This window comes from Paenibacillus sp. FSL H3-0286 (assembly GCF_045040705.1).
In the GTDB taxonomy this organism is placed as follows: Bacteria; Bacillota; Bacilli; order Paenibacillales; family Paenibacillaceae; genus Paenibacillus_AQ; species Paenibacillus_AQ odorifer.
This window is the reverse complement of record NZ_CP150285.1, coordinates 4,772,392-4,793,217: the sequence shown is the minus strand read 5'-3', so window position 1 is coordinate 4,793,217 and position 20,826 is coordinate 4,772,392. Positions and strand designations below refer to the sequence as shown.

General features: G+C 45.8%; 21 protein-coding genes. 20 read left to right on the top strand and 1 reads right to left on the bottom strand.

Annotated features, from left to right (window positions below; all coding sequences use genetic code 11):
- Nucleotides 1–78 precede the first annotated feature (78 nt).
- Nucleotides 79–726, top strand: coding sequence for a DUF1405 domain-containing protein (locus MHB37_RS21540; protein ID WP_076127528.1), 648 nt, complete (start codon nucleotides 79–81; stop codon nucleotides 724–726).
- Between the two features lie 155 nt (nucleotides 727–881).
- Nucleotides 882–1,784: a sporulation protein YpjB gene (locus tag MHB37_RS21535; RefSeq protein WP_405168481.1), complete on the top strand. Its 903-nt coding sequence runs from the start codon at nucleotides 882–884 to the stop codon at nucleotides 1,782–1,784.
- 60 nt (nucleotides 1,785–1,844) lie between these two features.
- Here the strand turns inward: MHB37_RS21535 and MHB37_RS21530 are convergent, their stop codons facing one another.
- Nucleotides 1,845–2,714 carry a YitT family protein gene (locus MHB37_RS21530; RefSeq protein ID WP_076127532.1) on the bottom strand — a complete coding sequence of 290 codons (870 nt, stop codon included), beginning with the start codon at nucleotides 2,712–2,714 and terminating at the stop codon, nucleotides 1,845–1,847.
- Between the two features lie 167 nt (nucleotides 2,715–2,881).
- Here MHB37_RS21530 and MHB37_RS21525 point away from each other — a divergent pair, with 167 nt between their 5' ends.
- The 18 genes from MHB37_RS21525 (at nucleotide 2,882) to MHB37_RS21440 (ending at nucleotide 20,726) form a co-directional block, all read left to right on the top strand.
- Nucleotides 2,882–3,211, top strand: a complete 330-nt coding sequence (locus MHB37_RS21525) for a nucleotide pyrophosphohydrolase (protein ID WP_036676271.1) — start codon at nucleotides 2,882–2,884, stop codon at nucleotides 3,209–3,211.
- 59 nt (nucleotides 3,212–3,270) lie between these two features.
- Complete coding sequence (locus tag MHB37_RS21520; protein ID WP_036676272.1) at nucleotides 3,271–3,792, top strand: tetratricopeptide repeat protein; 522 nt, start codon at nucleotides 3,271–3,273, stop codon at nucleotides 3,790–3,792.
- A gap of 34 nt (nucleotides 3,793–3,826) precedes the next feature.
- A complete protein-coding gene (dapB, locus tag MHB37_RS21515) occupies nucleotides 3,827–4,630 on the top strand; it encodes a 4-hydroxy-tetrahydrodipicolinate reductase (protein ID WP_405168480.1) in 804 nt (267 codons plus the stop codon).
- Nucleotides 4,631–4,645: 15 nt separating this feature from the next.
- Nucleotides 4,646–5,068 carry a methylglyoxal synthase gene (mgsA, locus tag MHB37_RS21510; protein WP_036676275.1) on the top strand — a complete coding sequence of 141 codons (423 nt, stop codon included), beginning with the start codon at nucleotides 4,646–4,648 and terminating at the stop codon, nucleotides 5,066–5,068.
- Nucleotides 5,065–5,757: a bacillithiol biosynthesis deacetylase BshB1 gene (gene bshB1 / locus MHB37_RS21505; RefSeq protein WP_076127533.1), complete on the top strand. Its 693-nt coding sequence runs from the start codon at nucleotides 5,065–5,067 to the stop codon at nucleotides 5,755–5,757. The genes mgsA and bshB1 overlap by 4 nt, the downstream gene beginning before the upstream one ends.
- A gap of 236 nt (nucleotides 5,758–5,993) precedes the next feature.
- Nucleotides 5,994–7,154 (top strand): N-acetyl-alpha-D-glucosaminyl L-malate synthase BshA, encoded by a 1,161-nt coding sequence (gene bshA, locus MHB37_RS21500; protein WP_405168479.1) that lies wholly within the window; start codon nucleotides 5,994–5,996, stop codon nucleotides 7,152–7,154.
- A gap of 10 nt (nucleotides 7,155–7,164) precedes the next feature.
- Nucleotides 7,165–8,514 carry a CCA tRNA nucleotidyltransferase gene (locus MHB37_RS21495; protein ID WP_405168478.1) on the top strand — a complete coding sequence of 450 codons (1,350 nt, stop codon included), beginning with the start codon at nucleotides 7,165–7,167 and terminating at the stop codon, nucleotides 8,512–8,514.
- A complete protein-coding gene (locus MHB37_RS21490; RefSeq protein WP_076310298.1) occupies nucleotides 8,504–9,304 on the top strand; it encodes a biotin--[acetyl-CoA-carboxylase] ligase in 801 nt (266 codons plus the stop codon). The genes MHB37_RS21495 and MHB37_RS21490 overlap by 11 nt, the downstream gene beginning before the upstream one ends.
- Nucleotides 9,305–9,640: 336 nt before the next feature.
- Complete coding sequence (panB, locus tag MHB37_RS21485) at nucleotides 9,641–10,507, top strand: 3-methyl-2-oxobutanoate hydroxymethyltransferase (protein ID WP_405168477.1); 867 nt, start codon at nucleotides 9,641–9,643, stop codon at nucleotides 10,505–10,507.
- Nucleotides 10,508–11,398, top strand: coding sequence for a pantoate--beta-alanine ligase (gene panC, locus MHB37_RS21480; protein WP_036676286.1), 891 nt, complete (start codon nucleotides 10,508–10,510; stop codon nucleotides 11,396–11,398).
- Nucleotides 11,391–11,774: an aspartate 1-decarboxylase gene (gene panD, locus MHB37_RS21475; RefSeq protein ID WP_036676288.1), complete on the top strand. Its 384-nt coding sequence runs from the start codon at nucleotides 11,391–11,393 to the stop codon at nucleotides 11,772–11,774. Before panC ends, panD begins: the two co-directional genes overlap by 8 nt.
- 111 nt (nucleotides 11,775–11,885) lie before the next feature.
- Nucleotides 11,886–12,527: a M48 family metallopeptidase gene (locus MHB37_RS21470; RefSeq protein ID WP_076183993.1), complete on the top strand. Its 642-nt coding sequence runs from the start codon at nucleotides 11,886–11,888 to the stop codon at nucleotides 12,525–12,527.
- Between the two features lie 126 nt (nucleotides 12,528–12,653).
- Complete coding sequence (gene dinG, locus MHB37_RS21465) at nucleotides 12,654–15,515, top strand: ATP-dependent DNA helicase DinG (RefSeq protein WP_405168476.1); 2,862 nt, start codon at nucleotides 12,654–12,656, stop codon at nucleotides 15,513–15,515.
- Nucleotides 15,516–15,645: 130 nt separating this feature from the next.
- Complete coding sequence (locus MHB37_RS21460) at nucleotides 15,646–16,299, top strand: redox-sensing transcriptional repressor Rex (RefSeq protein WP_036676294.1); 654 nt, start codon at nucleotides 15,646–15,648, stop codon at nucleotides 16,297–16,299.
- Nucleotides 16,286–17,587 (top strand): amidohydrolase, encoded by a 1,302-nt coding sequence (locus MHB37_RS21455; protein WP_076183988.1) that lies wholly within the window; start codon nucleotides 16,286–16,288, stop codon nucleotides 17,585–17,587. The genes MHB37_RS21460 and MHB37_RS21455 overlap by 14 nt, the downstream gene beginning before the upstream one ends.
- Nucleotides 17,588–17,759: 172 nt before the next feature.
- Nucleotides 17,760–18,278, top strand: coding sequence for a DUF5590 domain-containing protein (locus MHB37_RS21450; protein ID WP_036676299.1), 519 nt, complete (start codon nucleotides 17,760–17,762; stop codon nucleotides 18,276–18,278).
- A 410-nt stretch (nucleotides 18,279–18,688) separates the two neighbouring features.
- Entirely contained in the window at nucleotides 18,689–19,231 is a 543-nt protein-coding gene (locus MHB37_RS21445) for a hypothetical protein (RefSeq protein WP_076127549.1), read from the top strand.
- Complete coding sequence (locus MHB37_RS21440) at nucleotides 19,224–20,726, top strand: AAA family ATPase (protein WP_076127550.1); 1,503 nt, start codon at nucleotides 19,224–19,226, stop codon at nucleotides 20,724–20,726. The genes MHB37_RS21445 and MHB37_RS21440 overlap by 8 nt, the downstream gene beginning before the upstream one ends.
- The last annotated feature ends 100 nt before the right edge of the window (nucleotides 20,727–20,826 follow it).

Here is a 20,826-nt window from a genome sequence, read left to right as displayed (position 1 = left end):
CAACCTGATCGTGCATGCGGTCAGGTTTTTATATGTCTAAATGTAAAGTGCCATTACTTGGGGAGGTTAATAATCTGTATGCCAGTTCATTGGTTTAACAAACTGTTTAAGAACCGGGGAATTATTTGGTTGTTATTTATCGTAAATTTCCTGGGTACAATTTATGGTTACATATGGTATGGCAATCAACTGGAGTTCACTGCGGCTAATTATCCACACTGGCTGCTTCCATTTGTTCCGGATAGCCCAACCGCAAGTTTGTTTTTTACCTTGGCTCTGTTGCTGATGCTCTTCCCTCCAAAAAGCTACACAGGAAACAATGTAAGGGAACTTATTGAGGCTTTGGCGGTCGTTACGTCAGTGAAGTACGGGATATGGGCAGTGAGTATTATTTTTGCCGGGGGTTATCACGGTGATGTTTTGGTTTGGAAAGATTGGATGCTGGTAATCTCCCATACGGGGATGGCAGTTGAAGCATTGATTTATGCGAGGTTTTTTTCTTTCCGCAAAATGATTCCATTAGCCCTGCTTTGGACACTCGCCAACGATATGCTGGATTATTCTTACGGAATCTATCCGTGGTTACCTTCTGTTTTGAACGATTATGTTATACAGGTACAGTACTTTACAATGGTGCTTACGCTGCTTAGTGTTGCAGCTGCTTGGTTGTTTAGTAGAAGACAAAGACCGGTAGAGTCAATCTATCAGTTCAAGAATAGACGTTAGTAAGCAGTTCTATCCCTTGTCCCCCTGCCATACATTTAGAATTATAAGAAGTATAAGTTTTATACTATGCTTTATCCTTATAATTTTACGAGAAACGAATATCGTCTTTAAAAGACGACAACGTCGTTTCTTCTTAAGTAGGAGGGGGATGTCTCATGCTCCGCGGGAGATATTATGTAGTGGTTGTTCTAGTATTCTGCTGGCTGCTGTCCAGTATGGATGTTGTAAAGGCTTCAGCAGCGCTAGGGGATGCTGGTGAAGGGTCTGGCAAAGCTTCGAAGCAAAGCGCCGACATTAGTTCGGGCAACGGTTTGGCAGTAATGAGCGGAAAGACTGGAGCGCAGCAGCTGGAACAAGCTGCTGCGGCATTGTATGGGTATGTTTTGGAAGGAGATGTAATGAAGGTCCGACAGGAGACCGAAGCGATCTCCAAGATCTTTGTGTCCTCATCCTTTGAAGGAATGACCTCTGTGGAGGGTATTAATGCATTGTCAGGGGTCATTATGGACCTGAAGGCTACCGTGGCAGGCGCGAAAATAAATTCACAGCAATGGGAAGCGGCAGCCGCCAAGCTACGTCTAGCTGCCAACAGTCTTAATCATCCGCGCCAGCCTATTTGGCTTCAGTACTACAAGCTGATTCGTGAGGATCTAAATGCGATGGAGCAAAGTGCGGTTGCAAATGATTTGGCGGGCTGGAAAACAGCTCTGGAAAGACTGCAGGGCAGGTATGATAACATCCGGCCGGCAGTGATTGTCTCCCGCCAGCCTGAAGTTGTGAATGCTTTTGATTCCTGGCTCTCATATGCGGCCGGTATTCCTTCGTCCTCACAAAAGGTTGAACGTGCCCGCCTGCTTGAAATTGTATCTTATGGTCAGGATGCGGTAAGAGTAATGTTCGGAAAAGAGAAGGATGAACCTGCTTTGTCCTTGCCGCTGGCATCGCAAGAATTTGGGATTTGGGGAGGGTTAGCCGCAAGCTTCATTATAGCTGCGTTAGCCTATGTAGCCTATCGCAAGTATCGTGGTCAGAATCAGAATTGGAAGCCGATTCCGTAGGATGAAATTATAAACAGCAAAAAGGAGTGTGGGCTTGAAATGGCCTACACTCCTTTTTATTTAGGTTTCTCGAAAGCCTTCTCCATGTACGTCGTGTACATCACTAATAATTACGAAGGCGCGTGGATCAACGGATTTGACCAGCAGACTTAGCCGGCGGATTTCTTGCCTTGAGACTACACAGTACACCATATATTTGGCTTGCTTGGAATAAGCACCAATGGCAGGGATGAGGGTTACACCACGGTCCATTTCGGCTGTAATCAGATCGGCAATTTGTGGTGCTTCATCACTGATAATTGTAAATGCCTTGGCAGCATAGGCGCCTTCTTGGATAAAATCTATCACTCGTGATGAGATAAAAACTGCGACGAGTGTGTAAAGTATTTTTTCTTTAGGAATGTAGAGGATGGAAGAGCCAATAATAATAATGTCGATGGCCAAAATAATCTGCCCCATGCTCCAACCAAAATTCCGTCCCAGAATTCTTGCGACAATATCTACACCACCTGTTGTACCCCCAAAACGGAATACAAGCCCAAGCCCCGTTCCAAGCGTTACTCCTGCATACAGTGCCGCAAGAATAAAGTCGTGTTCGGTACTGAAGGGGATAATCCATCCCGCAGTAATCATTCGTTCGAAAACCCACAGGAAAAAGGTCAATGCCCCAATCCCTACACCTGTATACACAATTTGCCGCCCGCCTAGAACTTTCCAGCCTAGCAGAAACAAAGGAAGATTGATCAGCAGTGTGGATAAAAAGATGGGAATACTAAAGGCATAATTAAGGAGAAGTGTGATCCCGGTTACGCCGCCTTCCATCAACTGATTAGGAATGATGAAATACAGTAGCCCGAAGGCATATACTGCGGCTCCGAGCAAGATGGGAGCGACTGTCTTGCTGATTGTAATTACCTTTTTTGAATTCATGAAATCCCTCGTTAGGCCTTTTGTAGGCAGTTTTTCTTTTCCTATAATAAGTATACCTTTTCTTGCGTGTGTTAAAATATTCAAAAAAGATTGTCTTCAAAACGTCTTTACGATAACATAGGGGCAAACAGAAGGCAAGATATACAGAGGGGGAGAAGTTACATTTTATGGACAAAAGTCTTGGTGACATACAGCGTGAAGTAGACGCTTATATATCGCAGTTTAAGGAAGGGTACTTCAGTCCACTCTCTATGCTGGCCCGCATGTCCGAGGAAGTCGGAGAACTGGCTAGAGAGGTCAATCATGAGTTCGGCGAGAAGCCTAAGAAGTCTGATGAAGCTGAGAATTCCATTGAACTTGAACTGGGAGATATTCTGTTTATTACCGTTTGTTTTGCAAATTCTCTCGGGATAGACCTGACGGAAGCGCATAATAAGGTAATGCATAAATTTAATACCCGTGATGCGGGACGTTGGACGCCGAAAGACACCGATTAGGCCTCTATAACATATGCTGTACCAAACGAACGGGATTTAGCCGTGAGGATGGTGTGTATATGGATCATAAGGATTATGTAAGAGAGGCCTACCGCTCGATATTGCGCAGTGACTTTGCCGAAGCTATTGTTTGCTTCGAGTCTGCAATTGCAGCAAGCCCTGCTGATGCCGAGGTTAGATATCGTTGTTCCATAACGTATGCCCGCAGTGGTATGCTAGATAAAGCTTTAGTTCATGCTCAGGCTGCTGTAAAGCTGGACACCAGCAAACCTGAGTATAGTCTGCATCTGCAGCATTTGCAGGCTATGATGCATGTACAAGAAGCCAAACGGTTGATAGAAGATGAAGATAACAAAACTCGCAACCCTTATCATCCGATTACACTGCTCAAAGAGGCTATTACCCTTGATCCATTATATGGGGATGCTTATGTATGGCTTGCTATCGCGCATAGCCGAGTGAATGAACATTTACAAGCTATGACTGCCTTAAAAGAAGTGATTTCGTTACATCCGGATGATTCTGGCTTGCGGGAATTGATGAGAGACCTTCAGAAATCCATACAATCGTATATGCAATAACTATATAACTAGTGAGAGCGAGGATGGAAAAAATATGAATAACAAGATCAGGGTCGTTGTATCCGGCGCAGGCGGAAGAATGGGTAAAGAGGTTGTTAAACTTGTATTGCAGGACGAAGAGCTGGAGTTAGCATCAGCAGTAGATCGTTCTTCGGGCGATATTGATGCAGGGCGTCTGGTAGGTCTGGAAGACTCAGGCGTTATTGTAACTTCTGATCTTGAGGCCGCCCTCGCGGGAAGCAACGGAGATGTCCTTGTCGATTTCACTACACCGCAGTCAGCGTATACGAATACAGCGCTAGCTATTAAGTACGGAGTGCGTCCGGTTATCGGTACAACCGGATTCACACCGGAGCAGATGGTGGAACTGGACAAGCAGTGTCAAGAACAGGGGATTGGCGGACTTATTGCTCCGAATTTCTCCATTGGAGCTATTCTATTGATGAAATTTGCGGCACAAGCTTCAAAGTACTTCCCGCATCTGGAAATTATAGAGTATCATGGTGACCAGAAACTGGATGCTCCATCTGGAACTGCGGTCAAAACCGCAGAGATGATTTCGGAAGTTCGTGAGGAACTTCGTCAAGGTAATCCTAAAGAGGAAGAAACCATTGAAGGTGCCCGTGGTGGTTACTATAACGGATTCCGGATACATAGTGTCCGTCTTCCTGGTGTGTTTGCTCAAGAAGAAGTGATTTTTGGTGGATTCGGACAATCTTTGAAGATTCGCCATGATTCTTATGAGCGTGCAGGATATATGCCAGGCGTTAAGATGGGTATTGAAAAGGTAATGGGATATACAGGCTTGATCTATGGATTCGAGCACTTTATAGAATAGACAGGAGAGAACACCATGTTAAAGATCGCATTTATTGCCCACGATCGTAAAAAAGATGAAATCGTAAATTTTGTATTAGCTTATGAACATGTATTTGAAGGTCATGAACTATTTTCTACAGGGACTACTGGCCAACGGATTATGGATGTAACTAACTTAAAAATTCATCGTTACATGTCTGGTCCATTAGGTGGAGATCAGCAAATCGGTGCCATGGTAGCACAGGATGAACTGGATCTTATTATTTTCATGCGGGATCCATTAATGGCGCAGCCACATGAACCTGATATTTCAGCTCTGCTTCGTCTGTGTGACGTATACGGGATACCGGTAGCTACGAATATTGCCACAGCGGAGGTTCTTGTGAAGGCGATTGATCGTGGTGATTTTGCTTGGCGTGCACTGGTTCACAAATACAAACCGGGTGTTGATGAATGAAGCTGGACATTCTTGTATTTGGTGCGCATGCAGATGATGCGGAGATTGGTATGGCAGGAACAATTGCAAAACATACCGCTGCGGGACTTAAGGTGGGACTTTGCGATTTAACAGCCGCGGAAATGTCATCGAACGGTACAGTAGAACTTCGCAAGCAAGAAGCGCAGCAAGCTGCAGACCTTCTCGGAGCATCCGTGCGGACAAACCTGGGTCTGCCAGATAGAGGGCTTTTTATTACAGCAGAGCATGTGGCGGCTGTGACTGCTGAAATTCGCCGCTTTTCTCCTACGATAGTTTTTGCTCCTTATTGGGAGGATCGTCATCCCGATCATATCGCCTGTAGCAAGCTGGTGGAAGAGGCTGTTTTTAATGCCAAGCTACGTAAATATATGCCGGACAAGCCGGCAATTCCTGCTCCACAGCTGTACTTCTATTTTATCAATGATTTAGGACGTACCGATCTTATTGTTGATGTTACTGAACAATATGGCTTGAAGGAGCAGGCATTGTCCTGCTATCGCTCCCAGTTCACCAAACCTCCGGGTGCGGATACTGTATCCACACCGTTAACGGAAGGCTACATTGAACGAGTCCGTTCGAGAGATATGCTGCTTGGCCAGCGCAGACTGATTCCTTATGCAGAAGGGTTTGCAACCAAGGTACCTCATACGGTGGAATTGTTTACTTAAGAAACGGATATAACGAAGTTTGTATGATAATATAATAAGCTGATTATGATTGATCCAGGAGCGCTTGGAATGAATACGCCATTGCGCTCCTGAGAGCTTTTTTTGAACAGCTTAGAGAAATGAAGTCCTGTGTGATTTTGAAAGAAACGGTGTTCGCTTCGCTTTTTTGAAAGCGGCCGACAAACAATAGATGATTCATTACACGAATCAATACTGGAGAAGAAGGAGACAGGAAGATGGATCGTATACTAAAAATAGGAATTACCTGTTATCCGTCTCTTGGCGGTTCAGGCGTAGTTGCGACTGAATTAGGTAAACTCTTGGCCGAGAAGGGTCATGAAGTTCATTTTATTACACATAGTATCCCGTTCCGATTGGGAACGTTTCAGAAAAATATTTTTTACCATGAGGTAGAAGTAAACGATTATTATGTATTCCGCTATCCTCCGTACGATCTAGCGCTTGCTACGAAGATGGCTCAGGTTGCCAAAATGCAAAATCTGGATCTTCTCCATGTTCACTATGCAGTGCCACACGCAGTGTGTGCTTTCCTTGCAAAGCAAATGCTTGGGAACGATATGAAGGTTGTAACGACTTTGCATGGTACGGATATAACGGTGCTTGGTCAGGATGAATCGCTTAAAGATTTGATTCGTCTGGGGATTAATGAAAGTGATGCCGTTACAGCGGTCTCTCAGGATCTTATTAGAGAAACACGGGACGTACTCGATATTACCCGCGACATTGATCTCACTTATAACTTCGTGGATCATCGGGTCTATTATCCGCGTGATGTAACGGATCTGCGGGGAGATTTCGCAGCGCCTGATGAGAAGATTCTGATGCATATCAGTAATTTCCGTCCTGTAAAAAGAGTCAGCGATGTTGTTGACGTTTTTGCAAAAGTGAATCGTGAACTGCCTTCACGCCTGCTGCTTGTAGGTGAAGGTCCGGATCTTCCCAAAATTCAAGCCAAAATTAGCGAAATGGGTCTGGAAGATAAAGTTCGTTTTCTGGGAAGGCAGGATGAAATCGCTCAGGTGATCTCTTTAGCTGATCTGCTTCTGCTACCTTCCGAGAAGGAAAGCTTTGGTCTGGTTGCTCTGGAAGCAATGGCTTGCGGCGTACCGACGATTGGCTCGCAAACCGGAGGCATCCCTGAGCTTATAGAGCATGGAAAGACTGGATTCCTTGCACCGATTGGCGATACAACGGCTATGGCTAAATATGCAGTTAAGCTCCTGTCGGATGAACGTATGGTGCAACAGTTCAGAGAAGCTTGTCTACAAACAGCCTGCAAAGATTTCTGTAAGGATTCGATAACGAAACAATATGAAGATATTTATTACCGGGTGCTGGGGCGCAAGGTACTTGGACTGGACCCGGTTCGGGGGTAAGGAGTCATATATGGAATGGACAATGGCACCTTCTGCGATGGCAATTGCAGCGGAGATTGTAATTTCCGAGTTAACCCAAAATGGTCACGAGGCTTATTGGGTTGGAGGATGTATTCGCGATGAGCTGTTGGGTAGGCCAGTGCATGATATGGATATTACAACCTCAGCACTGCCGGAGGAAGTGATAGCTATCTTTGCGCGCAGTGTGCCAACAGGATTAGCTCATGGTACGGTCACCGTGATACAGGATGGTTGTGCGTTTGAAGTGACAACATACCGGACAGAAAGTGGTTATGTAGACCACCGTCGTCCAGAGCATGTTTTTTTCGTCAACGATGTGAAGGAGGATCTTCGTCGTCGTGATTTCACGATCAACGCGATTTGCTGTGGATTAAATGGGGAACTTATTGATCCTTTTGAGGGTGAGAAGGATCTACAGCTGCAGGTGATTCGCTGTGTAGGCGATGCGGAGGAGCGGTTTGACGAAGATGCGCTTCGCATGCTTCGCTGCATTCGTTTTGCATCGGTGCTTGATTTCTCCATCGCGAAGAACACGTGGAGGGGCCTGATGCGCCAGCGGGATAAGCTGGCGCATATTGCTGTGGAGCGTGTCCGCGCGGAGCTGGACCGCATCGTCGAGGGGCCGCATCCTCTGCGCGGCCTCGGCATGCTAGCGCGCTGCGAGCTGCTGGCGCGCGGCAAAGCCCCGTTCCCCTGGACCGGAACCGATATGGCGGCTGCTGCCGCCTTAACGGCCGGGATCGGGGAACTGGAGAGCGCCCGCCTGCGGTGGGCGCTTCTCCTCCATGCCCTGAAGCAATCGGCCCAAGAGGCCGATGTTCTGCTGCGGGCATGGACGTTCTCGGGGACGACGCGGAGCGCCGTCGTCCAGGTGCTGCGGGTCCACGAAGCTTGGACCGCTGCGATAGAGGCCATGCCGCCGGGTAAGGGCGGCATGGAAGGTCTGCGGCGGCAATGGATCGCCGCCGTGCTGGCCTTCGGCGTGGAAGCCGCCGAAGGGTGGCTCTCGCTGCTGGCGATCCTGCCAGCAGCTGCACCTGCACTTCCTACTGCGGCCTCTTCTGCCTTTTGCGTCGTGGAATCGACAGAGGCCTCAACAACACCTGCCCGTGTAAATGTACAAGCGGCAAGAGAATGGATCGCTCAAATGCCGCTAACCAGCCTTTCAGAGCTTGAGATTACAGGCAATGAGCTGGTGGAGGCTTTGGACAAACGTCCGGGACCATGGCTAGGCAAAATGTTAAATGGACTCCTGCAAGCGGTCGCTTCAGGTGATTTACCTAACGATAAACAATTATTACTGCTTGAAGCAAAAAGGATGGATGGACATGAGCGATGATAAAGCGCTGTCGCTAACTGAGCTGAAGCGAGAGACCTCCGCTTCGAATTGGGTAGGCGACATTCAGTTGCTGGAATCTGTGGTGTCCACTCAAGAAGAAGCTAAGTTTTTAGCGGAAAACGGCGCGCCGGAAGGGACAACTGTCATCGCGGAAGAACAGACGGGCGCCCGAGGCCGAATGGGAAGAAAGTGGTTTTCTCCCCGTGGCAAGGGCATTTGGATGAGTATTGTGTTACGGCCCCAATTACCCTTGTCGGAGACTCCGCAGCTGACATTGCTGGCTGGGGTTGCCGTCTGTAAGGCAATTCGACGGGTAACAGGTGTAGATGCCGGCATCAAATGGCCGAATGATCTGCTCGCAGGCGGTCGTAAGATTTGTGGGATTTTACTCGAATCTTCTCTAAGAGAAGGGGAGCTTCATTATTGCATTGCTGGAATTGGCATTTCCGCGAACATGACAGAGGAAGATTATCCTGATCATCTGCAGGAGGTCGCGACTTCACTTCGGATTGAGCGGGGGGGTGCTCCAGTTGACCGTTCTGAGCTGGTAAAAGCAGTTTTGGACGAGCTGGAGATGCATTACAATTTGTACATGAAGCAAGGTTTTAAACCCATCAAAGAACTATGGGAGTCCATGTCAGTGACTTTGGGCCGCCAGATCGCACTGAATAGCCCTCAGGGGCGTTCCGAAGGTGTGGTAGTAGGTTTGGATGAAATAGGTGGTCTGCTGCTTAAAAACAGCTTAGGAGAGATCTCTAACGTATGCTCAGGTGAAATTGAACTTTTATAATATTTTTTATATGACAAGGGTATCATCCCTTGTCATATTTTTTTCGTGTAATTCCGAGCTTTTTTTGTTATACTATGGGTCGGAGGCGGTATCGTTTAACGAACTGTACTCTTGAACTGAAGAACTTTTTTATATTTTTATTATTGGAAATACCTTCATAACTGCGTTTGACGGTTACGTTGGATTCTGCTCTGAGCCGTAAGGACCGAGACAGAAGGGACGATCGCAAGTGACTCTTTTTTGCCCTTCGGACCTTTTTAGCAAATGATTGCTAAAAGGTTTTTTTGTTGCGATTTTTACGGGCAGGTTACTTAAAAAAGGAGGACGAAAAGAGAAATGGCAAACAAACAAGCGCTAAATATTTTAAAAATGAAAAAAATGAAAGCAGAAGGTGTGCCACTGAGCATGCTGACCGCTTATGATTATCCGTCTGCAGTTCTTGCAGAAGAAGCAGGTATCGACCTTATTTTGGTTGGTGACTCTCTTGGGAATGTAGTCCTTGGATACGATACAACTTTACCGGTAACGATTGAAGATATGGTGTACCATACCCGCTCGGTAACTCGAGGAGCACAAAGCACCTTTATCGTGGCGGATATGCCATTTATGACTTATCACGGAAGTGTAGATGAAACTCTGCGGGGAGTGCGCAGATTAATGCAGGAAGGGCGGGCTCATGCCGTCAAAATGGAAGGTGGACTCGAGATTTGTGAGACTGTAGCTACGGTGGTAGCTGCGGGAGTCCCTGTACTGGGACATATCGGGCTTACTCCGCAATCCGTGAATATGATTGGTGGCTACCGGATTCAAGGCAAAGATGCCAAAGATGCGCAACGCCTGATGGATGAAGCTAAGGCGCTTGAGGCCGCAGGTGCTTTTGCAATCGTTCTGGAGCTGGTAACGGAAGAAGTAGCCCAAGCGATCTCTGAAGCGCTTAGCATCCCAACCATTGGGATCGGTGCAGGCCGTTACTGTGATGGACAGGTATTGGTTTTCCATGATTTGCTGCGGTATGCCTCACCTTACCGTGAGAAACGTTTTGTCAAAACCTATGCGGATGTGGGTAATGTAATCCGTGAGGGCATCAGCCAATATGTGAAGGAAGTGAAGGAACGTTCCTTCCCAGATGAAAGTCACGTTTTTAATGCAGATGAAACGGTTTTGGAATCTTTATATGGCGCTGCAAGAAAGGAAGGGAAATAAATGAGAGTCGTCAGAAGCATTGAGCAGCTGCGCGAAGCTTTGGAGTATATGAGACAAGGCGGGCACGCCCCGATTGGGTTCGTTCCTACGATGGGATACTTGCATGACGGACATGCCAGTCTGCTTCGCCGGGCTGGAGAAATGAGCAACACAGTGGTAATGAGCATTTTTGTGAATCCTTTGCAATTCGGGCCAAACGAGGATTATGATTCCTATCCGCGTGACGAGCGTCGTGATTTGGAACTCGCTGAACGTGAGGGAGTAGATATTGTATTTATCCCCAGTGTGGAAGAAATGTATCCGCAGCCTACTCGGACTACGGTCTCGGTATCGGAGCTTACTACCCGTCTTTGTGGGGCTTCCCGCCCTGGGCATTTTGATGGTGTAACCACAGTGGTTAATAAATTCTTCAATATCGTACAGCCGGATTATGCTTTCTTTGGGCTGAAGGATGCTCAACAAGTTGCTGTGCTTCGCCGAATGGTGTCCGATCTTAATATGAATGTCGAAATTATTCCTTGTCCGATCGTTCGTGAAGGGGATGGACTTGCACTCAGCTCACGTAACGTATTCTTGTCTCCAGAGGAGCGTAGTCAGGCATTGGTGTTATCTCGTTCCTTACGTGAAGCACGTCAGTCTATTGAAGAAGGAAAAGTAACAACCGTTGCTGAAGTGCGGGAATTGTTGACATCGGTTATTTCCAGCTCTCCTCTAGCGGTGATTGATTATGCGGAGATCCTAACATTCCCTGATCTTGAAGGATTAGAGGATGAAGCTCTTTTATCAGAAGTGGATGGGGAAATTATAATAGCGCTCGCCGTGAAGTTTGGCAGAACACGCTTAATTGATAATAATGTATTTATTCCAAAGGAGGTTGCTGCACTTGTTTAGACATATGATGAAATCCAAAATTCACCGCGCAACAGTAACGGAAGCGAATTTAAACTATGTGGGCAGTATTACCATTGATGAGAGCTTGATGGAAGCCGCAGACATTCTTGAGAATGAAAAAGTTCAAATTGTGGATAACAATAATGGTTCGCGACTGGAAACCTATGTAATCCCTGGACCGCGTGGAAGCGGAGTGATCTGTCTTAATGGTGCCGCAGCTCGTCTTGTTCAGCCGGGCGATACAGTAATTATCATTTCCTATGCGATGTTGTCCTCGGAAGAACTGGAGTCACATAAGCCAACGGTGGTATTCGTGGATGAGAATAACAAACCAGTGAAGCTGGCTGATCATGAATTGCATGCTACAATCGCTTAATGTATGGACTTACGCCATGTAATGAATGGCAGGGATGAAAGACCCCGATCTCGCAGAAAATGAAGTCAGGCAAGCTGAACTGATTTCATCTTCAGTAAGGGGGGATCGCCCATGTTTCAACATTTGTTTGCTGAAATGAACAAGGTGCTTCAGGAGATCGTAACAGATTACCCTACAGCGGAGGGTGCCCGCCGGAACGAGCTTTTATGCAATTATAATATGCTGCATAGACTGAGCGATAAAGTGATGGATGAATGGCTCGCTTTTGCTGAGAAGCTTAGTTCCTTTCGCGAAAGTGCTGATTTTACAGCAGAGGTCGAAGAGGAAGTGCCGGAACAGGAAGCACCAGAGCTGTGTATGGATTGCTTTGTAAGAGGTCAGGGGTATTATAAGCTGCTGATGTATGGAAAGTGTATTGATCAGTTTAAAGAAGTTATTGCGCAATACCCGGATAGCTTGGCTGCTCGATTATATTTAGCCATCTCTTATCTGCAGGAAGGTGACGGTGAGGCCGCTTGGAGTCATCTGAACCATATGCTGGGCTTGATACGGGAAACCAAGCTGAAAGCCATGGTTTATAATGCTTTAGGCTGCATACGAGCCTCACAGGAACGTTTCAATGAAGCGCAGGAATTGTTTGATCTTGCTTTGCAGCATGACCCTGCGCTTCCGGAACCAAACGTTAACTTAGAGGTATGCCGCCGTCGTGGAGGGAAGCTGCACTTTGGAAATCAGCTGGTTTCCCTTTTGTAAAAGAATAACGGTTTTGGAAATTTCCATTCAAGCGATGCATCCCCTGAACCAGTGGTGTGCATCGCCTTTTTTCGCAACTTCTGTTATGCTGATTAAGAGTCTCAATTGAAAGGGAATAGAATTATAATGAAATTTGCCGTGCTTGATTTTGAAACAACAGGAACCCAATCCGTGGGTGAAATTATCCAGGTTGGCCTTGCAATTATAGAAGAAGACCGGTCCATCTCCCGGGTATATGGTTCCTATGTCAAGCCCGGAACGCCGATTCCTCCTTTTATAACAGGTCTGACGGGGATTACCGATGATGATGTTAAGGATGCGCCTGAGCTGGATGAGATGATGATGGAGCTTGTTCCGCTCTTGGATGATGTTGTGCTTGTAGGGCATAATGTCGCTTTCGACTTCCATTTTTTACAAAATGCTTTAGATCGTTGTGGTTATTTGCCATTTCAAGGGCGGATTTTGGATACGATTGATTTTCTGAAAATTTGCTTTCCTTCGCTCACATCTTATCAACTAGGCTCTGTCAGTGCTCATTTTGGAGTGACACATGATCGTCCGCATCAGGCAGATAGTGATGCACTTGCGACTGCTTTAGTGCTGCTGAAATGTCTGGAGGAGCTCTACGAGCTGCCGCTGCTTACGATCCAGAGACTCTGTGAGCTGTTTACCGAAGAGGATAGTGATCTGGGCTGGTACTTTGATGGTCTGCTGCGAGAGCGGGAAGCGGAAACGCTACAGCCCGAAGGTGATCTGACTTTCTATCGTCAATTAGCGCTTGCAGTAGGAGATTGGACGGAGTTAGCGCCACCTAGAGATGAGCATGCTGAGAATCCGCTAGCGAATTTATCTTTTACTGATTATATGGACGAAGTAACCAAACGACTTAAAGACACATTACCGCAGTATGAAAGCCGGGAAGCTCAGGATATTATGATCAATGAGGTGATGACGGCACTTGCCGAAGACAAACACCTACTGATCGAAGCGGGCACAGGAACCGGTAAATCGCTCGGTTATTTGTTGCCTGCCATTTATCAAAGCGTTCGCACCAATGAAAAAGTCATGGTCAGCACTCATACCATTAATCTGCAGGACCAATTGCGCGAGCGGGATATCCCTTTGTTAACGCAGGTAGTTCCTTTTCCGTTTAAAGCTGCTATTTTTAAGGGAAGAGGGCATTATTTGTGTCTGCGTAAGTTTGAGCATAAAATTAATAAGAAGGACTTTATAAGCCCAAGGGAAGATGCGCTTACTGCAGCTCAGATGATTGTATGGCTCACTCAAAGTGAATCAGGGGATGATGAAGAGCTGAATTTAAGCGGCCGGGGCGGTGACTTCTGGGAGACGGTGGCAAGCGATACCGATTCCTGTCTGGGCCGTTCTTGTCCTTGGTTCCGCAAATGTTATTATCATAGGGCCAAGCATGAAGCTGGGATTGCTGATGTGGTTATTACGAACCACTCCAAGCTATTCGCAGATGTTAAGGCTGGGCACCAGCTGCTTCCGGCTTACGAGCATCTTGTCATTGATGAAGCACATCATTTAGAAGATGTGGCTGGTAAACATCTTGGCATGCATATGAAGCATTTCACGGTGGCACACACGTTATCGCGACTGTATAAAGATAGCCGAAACGGACAGCTCCCTGCTCTGCGTCAAATATTACAGTCGTCAGGCAGTGAAGAGGCTTCAGAATGGAGCGGAGTCATCGATCGGATCTACCCGGATCTGCTTACTGTCAAAGAAACCTGGGATGCACTCAGCGACAAGCTGTTCAGCCTATTGCCGGAACGCAGTGATGCAGGGGCAGGAGAAGCGGGACAACTGGTTATGCGGTTGCTTCCTGCCCGTAAGCCGAAGGATTGGGATGAATTGGTTGCGCTAGAGAACACTATGAATCTGACGTTAAGCGACATCATCCGTAAGGGTGATAAAATGCTTAACGAGATGCGTGACCAGGAAAGCCAATCCTCAGCAGACAGCCTTGTTACTGATATTAGCGGTTTATTTAAAGATTTGGCTTCCATACGTGAGCAAGTAAGATTCTTTATGGGGCTGAATGACGATAATGTAGTATATTGGCTGGAGGCAAATGGAAATTACCGCAGCAAATCCCTACAGCTGTATGCCGTCCCTGTGGATGTTAGCAACCAGCTTAAAGAGTTGTTCTTCGATAAGAAAAAAAGCATCGTGCTTACCTCGGCGACGCTATCTGTAGATAAATCTTTTCAATTTATGATTGATAATCTCGGACTTAACGAAGCTGCAGAAGAGGGACGTCTAATGACCTCACTCCTTCCATCTCCCTTTAAATATCGCGAGCAGGCACTGCTAGTTATACCGCGTGATTTTCCTAGTGTGAAGGGGAGTGTGGGCGATGCTCGATTTGTCGATACACTCGTACAGTCATTATCGGAAGCTGCTAAAACAACACGTGGGAGGATGCTGGTTCTGTTTACTTCTTATAAAATGCTGCGTCAGGTATATGATCCGCTTAAAGAGGCTTTGGCCTCACAAGAGATTACGGTGCTTGGTCAAGGCGTGGAAGGTGGCAGCCGGAGCAAGTTGATCCGCCGCTTTCAGGACAGTGCAGCATCCGTATTGCTGGGGACGAGCAGCTTCTGGGAAGGTGTAGATATTCCAGGTGAAGCACTGACTTGCCTGGCCATCGTGAGACTTCCGTTTCAACCGCCGAATCACCCGTTGGCGGAAGCGAAGTCGGAGTTATTGCAGGCCCAGAAGAAGAATCCGTTCATGAAATTATCTGTTCCTCAAGCGGTTATTCGTTTTAAGCAGGGATTCGGAAGACTGGTTCGCACGGCGCAGGATCGTGGAATAGTTATTGTTTATGATACAAGGGTTATTGAATCTCATTACGGGAAGTATTTCCTTTATTCATTGCCTGGTCCCAAAATGGAGCATATGCTTACTGATCAAATGGTCCCTCGCATAGCGGAATGGCTAGAGGATGGCGGCGCTTCTTAAAACGCTCGTCTTCAGTTTAGCTCCTCCTTATCCTTAAGGGCGGTGTGTTACAGTACCGTCCTTAATAAGGAGAGGTAGACGTTTGAATATGGATTTTCACAAGAACATTACTATTTTTAGGAGGAAAAATATGAAATCGGATAAAATATCAGAAGCCGTTGTTCGCAGACTGCCTGTGTACTTGCGTTTTTTGAATGATCTCCAGAATCGCGAAATATTAACAGTTTCCTCTCAGGAACTTGGACAAAAGCTTGATCTTAATCCCGCACAGATTCGTAAGGATTTAGCATATTTTGGTGACTTCGGCAGAAAAGGTATCGGCTATGATGTAACGTATCTTATTGAGAAAATCCGTCATATCCTGAAGCTGGATCAACAGCTTAATGTAGCTTTAGTTGGAGCAGGTAATCTCGGACATGCCTTGTCTAATTACAATGCATATCTTAAAGATACTATGAAAATCACGGCTATATTTGATTCGTACGCTCCTAAGGTTGGACGTAAGATCAACTCCCTTACTGTGCAGCCGATGGATGAACTAGGCAGCACAATTCGTGAGCAAGGTATTCGCATTGCCATTATTACCGTACCTGATTCAGAAGCTCAAAATGTAGCAGATATTCTCATTTCTTCTGGGATTGAAGCGATTTTGAACTTTGCCCCTGTGATTCTGAAGACACCACCGAATATCCGGGTGCATGCAGCTGATTTTACAACTGATCTGCAAAGTCTTGCTTATTACTTGCGGGATGGAAAGGAAGAAAGCGAACATGAACAACAATAAAACGATAATTAAGGGCGGGTATTTTCTGACTCCGGGAACGGATGAGCCGGTTCTGAGTGGATATATGACTATTGAAGATGATTTAATCACTTACATAGGAAAAGAAGAGCCTCAGATGGAAGCTGGAGTGCAAGTGGTTGATGGCAGCCGTCTGCTGTTCATGCCTGGACTTGTAAACACACATGGTCATGCGGCGATGTCTTTGCTGCGTGGATATGGAGATGATTTAGCGCTACAAGTGTGGCTTCAGGAGAAGATGTGGCCAATGGAGGAAAAGTTCACCGGTGATGATGTATACTGGGGAACCTCCTTATCTGTATTGGAAATGCTGAAGGGTGGAACTACGACCTTCCTCGATATGTATGATCATATGGACCGAGTAGCCGAGGTAGCTGAGTTATCAGGTATCCGTTCCGTATTGATGCGTGGTGTGATCGGGTTATGTCCAGAGGATGTACAGAATCACAAGCTTGCGGAAGCGATTTCTTTTGCCCGTAACTGGCATGGAAAGGCTGAAGGTAGAATTACTACTATGATCTCGCCGCACGCCCCTTATACTTGCCCTCCGGACTTCCTGGTTAAGTTCGTGCAGGCAGCGCATGATCTGGATTTACCGATGCATACGCATATGTCCGAAACGAAACGTGAAGTGGAACAAAATGTGGCGGATTACGGGTTGCGTCCTGTAGCTCACTTAGAGAAGCTTGGCATGTTCACACGTCCATCGATAGTTGCACATGGTGTTCATTTAAATGATGAAGAGATTGAGATCTTGGCTCGCCATAATGTGGGTGTATCTCATAATCCGGGCAGTAATTTGAAGCTGGCTAGCGGAGTGGCTCGGGTTACTGATCTTCTAAAAGCTGGTGTGAAGGTGTCTCTTGGCACGGATGGCGCGGCAAGCAACAATAACTTGGATATGTTTGAAGAGATGCGGCTTGCAGCTCTCATTCATAAGGGTGTCAGCGGTGATCCAACGGCTGTTCCAGCTCCAGAGGCTCTGCGTATGGCTACAGAATATGGCGCGCAGTCCATCTTTTTAAATAATGTAGGCAGACTTGCTGTAGGGATGAAAGCAGATTTCATTGCTATTGATATCGATCAGCCGCATTTGCTGCCACACACAGATCTGTTGTCTCATGCAGTTTACTCTGCTAGCGCTAAGGATGTTGAGCATGTGTGGGTGAATGGTAAACAGGTCATCAAGCATGGACAATGCTTAACCCTGGATGAGGAAGCTATCCGGCGTAAAGCGCAAGAAGCCTTCGAAGGTTTATTGAAGCGTTAAGTCTGGAGAATAACGAATAAATAATAGGCTGCGACTTTTTGCTTTTAGCAAAAGTTGCGGCCTTTTGTGTATTTTTAAGGCTGGGAAAGCTAGAAAATTATGAAATTTTGGATAAACGCGCGGGTGTGTTATATAATCAAAAAAGATATATTACTAGAAAGGGAGCTGTACCTTGAAGAAAAGGAAAAAATGGATCCTCCTGGGGTCAGTTCTGATTCTGCTCCTGGGGTTTGGACTTATCCAGTTCTATGCCTATATTATGAAAGATCAATGGAACGAGCGTGATATCGCTAAGGATGTTGCCAAAACCAGAGCGGGTCTAACAGAGGTAACCAAAGCACAAAAATCGGTTTGGGATGAAAATGCAGTGTACTGGGTATTAACAGGGAAAAATGAAGCCGGGACTGCTCTTATGGTCTGGGTCCGCTTTACGGTAGATGGAAAATTTGCTGAAGGCGACGACGCAGTGTTTGCTGAGGAACTAAGTAAAGGAACCTCGGAAGCCCAAATACGCGGCATTATCAAAGCTGATCTTCCGGACATAACGATTGAACGCTTGCTGCCGGGAGTATATAACGGAGAGTATGCTTGGCAGCTTTTTTATAAACAGAGCGGTCGGTATTATTATCAATTTTATCGCTTTTCGGATGGGTCCCGAATGGGCGAAGGTTACAGTTTACCTAAAAGTTAAGCTGAACATAAGGAAATTAAGGGTGGCATAGTAAACAAGCGAACTTATTATAAGTTCGCTTGTTTACATTTATTTGATGTACAAAAGTGATATACTAAGTGATATACTGAATGGGTGGTTATCACCGAATATTCTCTTATATTCACATACGAAAATAGGCCGATTGATTAAAAATCAAGGCCGATTTTGTCGAAAGTGAGGAATTTATTTGGTATTGATGGAAATATTTAAAAAATTAAATTTTAAATATATTCACATTTATTTTGAAATTAGTATATACACCTGTGATATACTACTACTTGTAATTAGAACAGCAATAAGAGACTTCAGTCTCTCTGATGAGCTCTCAAGTAGCTATAAATTATTATAATGAGCTTTATATTTTGTCATCTTTGAGAGGAGGACGTTTCTTGAAATTACGTCTTGTACCTGTGCTGATAACGTCTCTACTGTCGGCTACTCTATTGTTTGGTGGCTTCTTTTTGTATCGTCAGTTTGCAATGCAGGAACCACTTCAGAAGATTGTATCTCAATATGAGGGCGTCAATAATTCTCATATCAGTATTAACCGCAATGAGGTCACTTTGAAACTTGATCTCCAGCCAGGCACGAAATTACGTGAACTGGTTCAGTACGTCTCCCAAGAAGGAAAATCGATGATTGATGGACGTACACTAAAACTTGATGTAGAACAGAACTCCAGTGAACTGCTGGATGAATACTGGGATAAAGCGATGTTCTCTGTAGCCGAAGCCATGGAGAGCCGTAAATATACACTTATACCCACAGAACTTGATGGACTCAAAGCGCAATATCCGCAATATAAAAATGTGATAGCCTCAACAGAAATTGATGACAATAATGTCTATGTAAGCTTGAGTAATGGAAAAGAAAGCAAATTTATTATTTTGCCGCGTAAACCTGCGACATTGGGGGTATGGAATAATGCCTAAATACCTTAAAGAAATTCTAATCGGATTTATTCCTGTCTTGTTTATTTTTATGGCTTTTCTAGGCATTAATATATTCCCGATTGTAATTGCTGCTGGGATGCTCACGGCCTTACTTATCATTGCTCATTTAAGAGGCGGACTTGCGGTAAATGCAGGTGCCGGGAAGAAACGCAAGAAGGATGGACCTTCAAAGCTTACTTTTGAAGAAATTGGCGGGCAAGACAATGCAAAACAGGAGCTTCGTGAAGCGTTGGATTTTTTGATCCGGCATGAGGAAATCAGCAAATTCGGGATTCGGCCTTTGAAAGGGATTCTGCTTACAGGCCCTCCAGGAACAGGTAAGACCCTTATGGCTAGAGCAGCAGCACATTATACAAACTCTGTATTTGTGGCAGCATCAGGCAGTGAGTTTGTAGAAATGTACGTAGGTGTCGGTGCCGGCCGTATCCGCGATTTGTTTAAGGATGCCCGTACCCGCGCCCTTAAGGAAAACAAGCAAAGCGCTATTATTTTCATAGATGAAATTGACGTAATTGGCGGTAAGCGTGAGGGCGGACAGCAGCGAGAATATGATCAGACCTTGAATCAGCTGTTGACTGAGATGGACGGGATCTATAACAACGAAACACCACGCATTCTACTGGTAGCAGCCACTAACCGTAAAGAAATGCTTGATTCAGCATTGCTGCGTCCTGGCCGGTTTGACCGTCATATTCAAGTGGACATGCCTGATAAAAAAGGCCGCAGATCGATTCTCGAATTGCATGCCAAAAATAAGCCGCTTCATGCCAATGTGAACCTCGACAAAATTTCCGAAGAAGCCTATGGTTTTTCCGGTGCTCAGCTCGAAAGTGTTATGAATGAGGCAGCAATTTATATGATGCGTGAGGAATTGACAGAGGTTGAGCAGCGGCATCTGTCGATGGCGATTGACAAGGTTATGATGGGGGAAAAAACGGACAGAGAAACTAACCACGAAGAGAAAAAACGGGTGGCGATCCACGAATTGGGACATGCCATTATGGCAGAACTGCTTCGTCCGGGAAGTGTCAGTCAGGTTACGCTGACTCCGCGGGGGCAAGCCCTTGGTTATGTACGTCACAATCCTCAGCAAGAGCAGTATCTGTACACCAAAGATTATCTCGAAGATCAGATTATGATCGCACTTGGTGGAGCGGCTGCAGAAGAAATGTATTATGGCGGACGAAGCACAGGTTCACGTGGCGATTTTGATCAGGCCCTGAATATTGTCGAAACCATGATGAAATCCGGATTGACTTCGTTGGGTATTGCCAAACTGGAAATGGTTACCACTGAAGAGCTTATGAAGGAAAACAGTAAAATATTGGACGAGTTGATGGTACGTACTCACGACCACCTTGAAAAGCAACGAAATGTATTTGATTACTCCCTTGACATTTTAATGAAGGAAGAAGTGCTCTCTGGAGAGCAATTTCGATGTCAATTTCGTGACAGCGTGCGTTTACCAGCATAAATATTTATGCTGGTTATTTTTTTTTACTTTTCAGGCATGCTAAGATATCATTATATGTCGGGCTTTATAAATTTTTGCGACAGACAAGGTACAATACAAA

What these genes read in the sequence shown, in the direction of transcription:
- dinG (WP_405168476.1), top strand. Translation starts at nt 12,654, where the DNA reads ATGAAATTTGCCGTGCTTGATTTTGAAACAACAGGAACCCAATCCGTG.
- MHB37_RS21535 (WP_405168481.1), top strand. Translation starts at nt 882, where the DNA reads ATGCTCCGCGGGAGATATTATGTAGTGGTTGTTCTAGTATTCTGCTGG.
- dapB (WP_405168480.1), top strand. Translation starts at nt 3,827, where the DNA reads ATGAATAACAAGATCAGGGTCGTTGTATCCGGCGCAGGCGGAAGAATG.
- MHB37_RS21540 (WP_076127528.1), top strand. Translation starts at nt 79, where the DNA reads ATGCCAGTTCATTGGTTTAACAAACTGTTTAAGAACCGGGGAATTATT.
- MHB37_RS21470 (WP_076183993.1), top strand. Translation starts at nt 11,886, where the DNA reads ATGTTTCAACATTTGTTTGCTGAAATGAACAAGGTGCTTCAGGAGATC.
- MHB37_RS21455 (WP_076183988.1), top strand. Translation starts at nt 16,286, where the DNA reads ATGAACAACAATAAAACGATAATTAAGGGCGGGTATTTTCTGACTCCG.
- MHB37_RS21440 (WP_076127550.1), top strand. Translation starts at nt 19,224, where the DNA reads ATGCCTAAATACCTTAAAGAAATTCTAATCGGATTTATTCCTGTCTTG.
- MHB37_RS21520 (WP_036676272.1), top strand. Translation starts at nt 3,271, where the DNA reads ATGGATCATAAGGATTATGTAAGAGAGGCCTACCGCTCGATATTGCGC.
- panB (WP_405168477.1), top strand. Translation starts at nt 9,641, where the DNA reads ATGGCAAACAAACAAGCGCTAAATATTTTAAAAATGAAAAAAATGAAA.
- MHB37_RS21460 (WP_036676294.1), top strand. Translation starts at nt 15,646, where the DNA reads ATGAAATCGGATAAAATATCAGAAGCCGTTGTTCGCAGACTGCCTGTG.
- MHB37_RS21495 (WP_405168478.1), top strand. Translation starts at nt 7,165, where the DNA reads ATGGAATGGACAATGGCACCTTCTGCGATGGCAATTGCAGCGGAGATT.
- MHB37_RS21530 (WP_076127532.1), bottom strand. Translation starts at nt 2,714, where the DNA reads ATGAATTCAAAAAAGGTAATTACAATCAGCAAGACAGTCGCTCCCATC.
- panC (WP_036676286.1), top strand. Translation starts at nt 10,508, where the DNA reads ATGAGAGTCGTCAGAAGCATTGAGCAGCTGCGCGAAGCTTTGGAGTAT.
- MHB37_RS21525 (WP_036676271.1), top strand. Translation starts at nt 2,882, where the DNA reads ATGGACAAAAGTCTTGGTGACATACAGCGTGAAGTAGACGCTTATATA.
- MHB37_RS21490 (WP_076310298.1), top strand. Translation starts at nt 8,504, where the DNA reads ATGAGCGATGATAAAGCGCTGTCGCTAACTGAGCTGAAGCGAGAGACC.
- mgsA (WP_036676275.1), top strand. Translation starts at nt 4,646, where the DNA reads ATGTTAAAGATCGCATTTATTGCCCACGATCGTAAAAAAGATGAAATC.
- bshB1 (WP_076127533.1), top strand. Translation starts at nt 5,065, where the DNA reads ATGAAGCTGGACATTCTTGTATTTGGTGCGCATGCAGATGATGCGGAG.
- bshA (WP_405168479.1), top strand. Translation starts at nt 5,994, where the DNA reads ATGGATCGTATACTAAAAATAGGAATTACCTGTTATCCGTCTCTTGGC.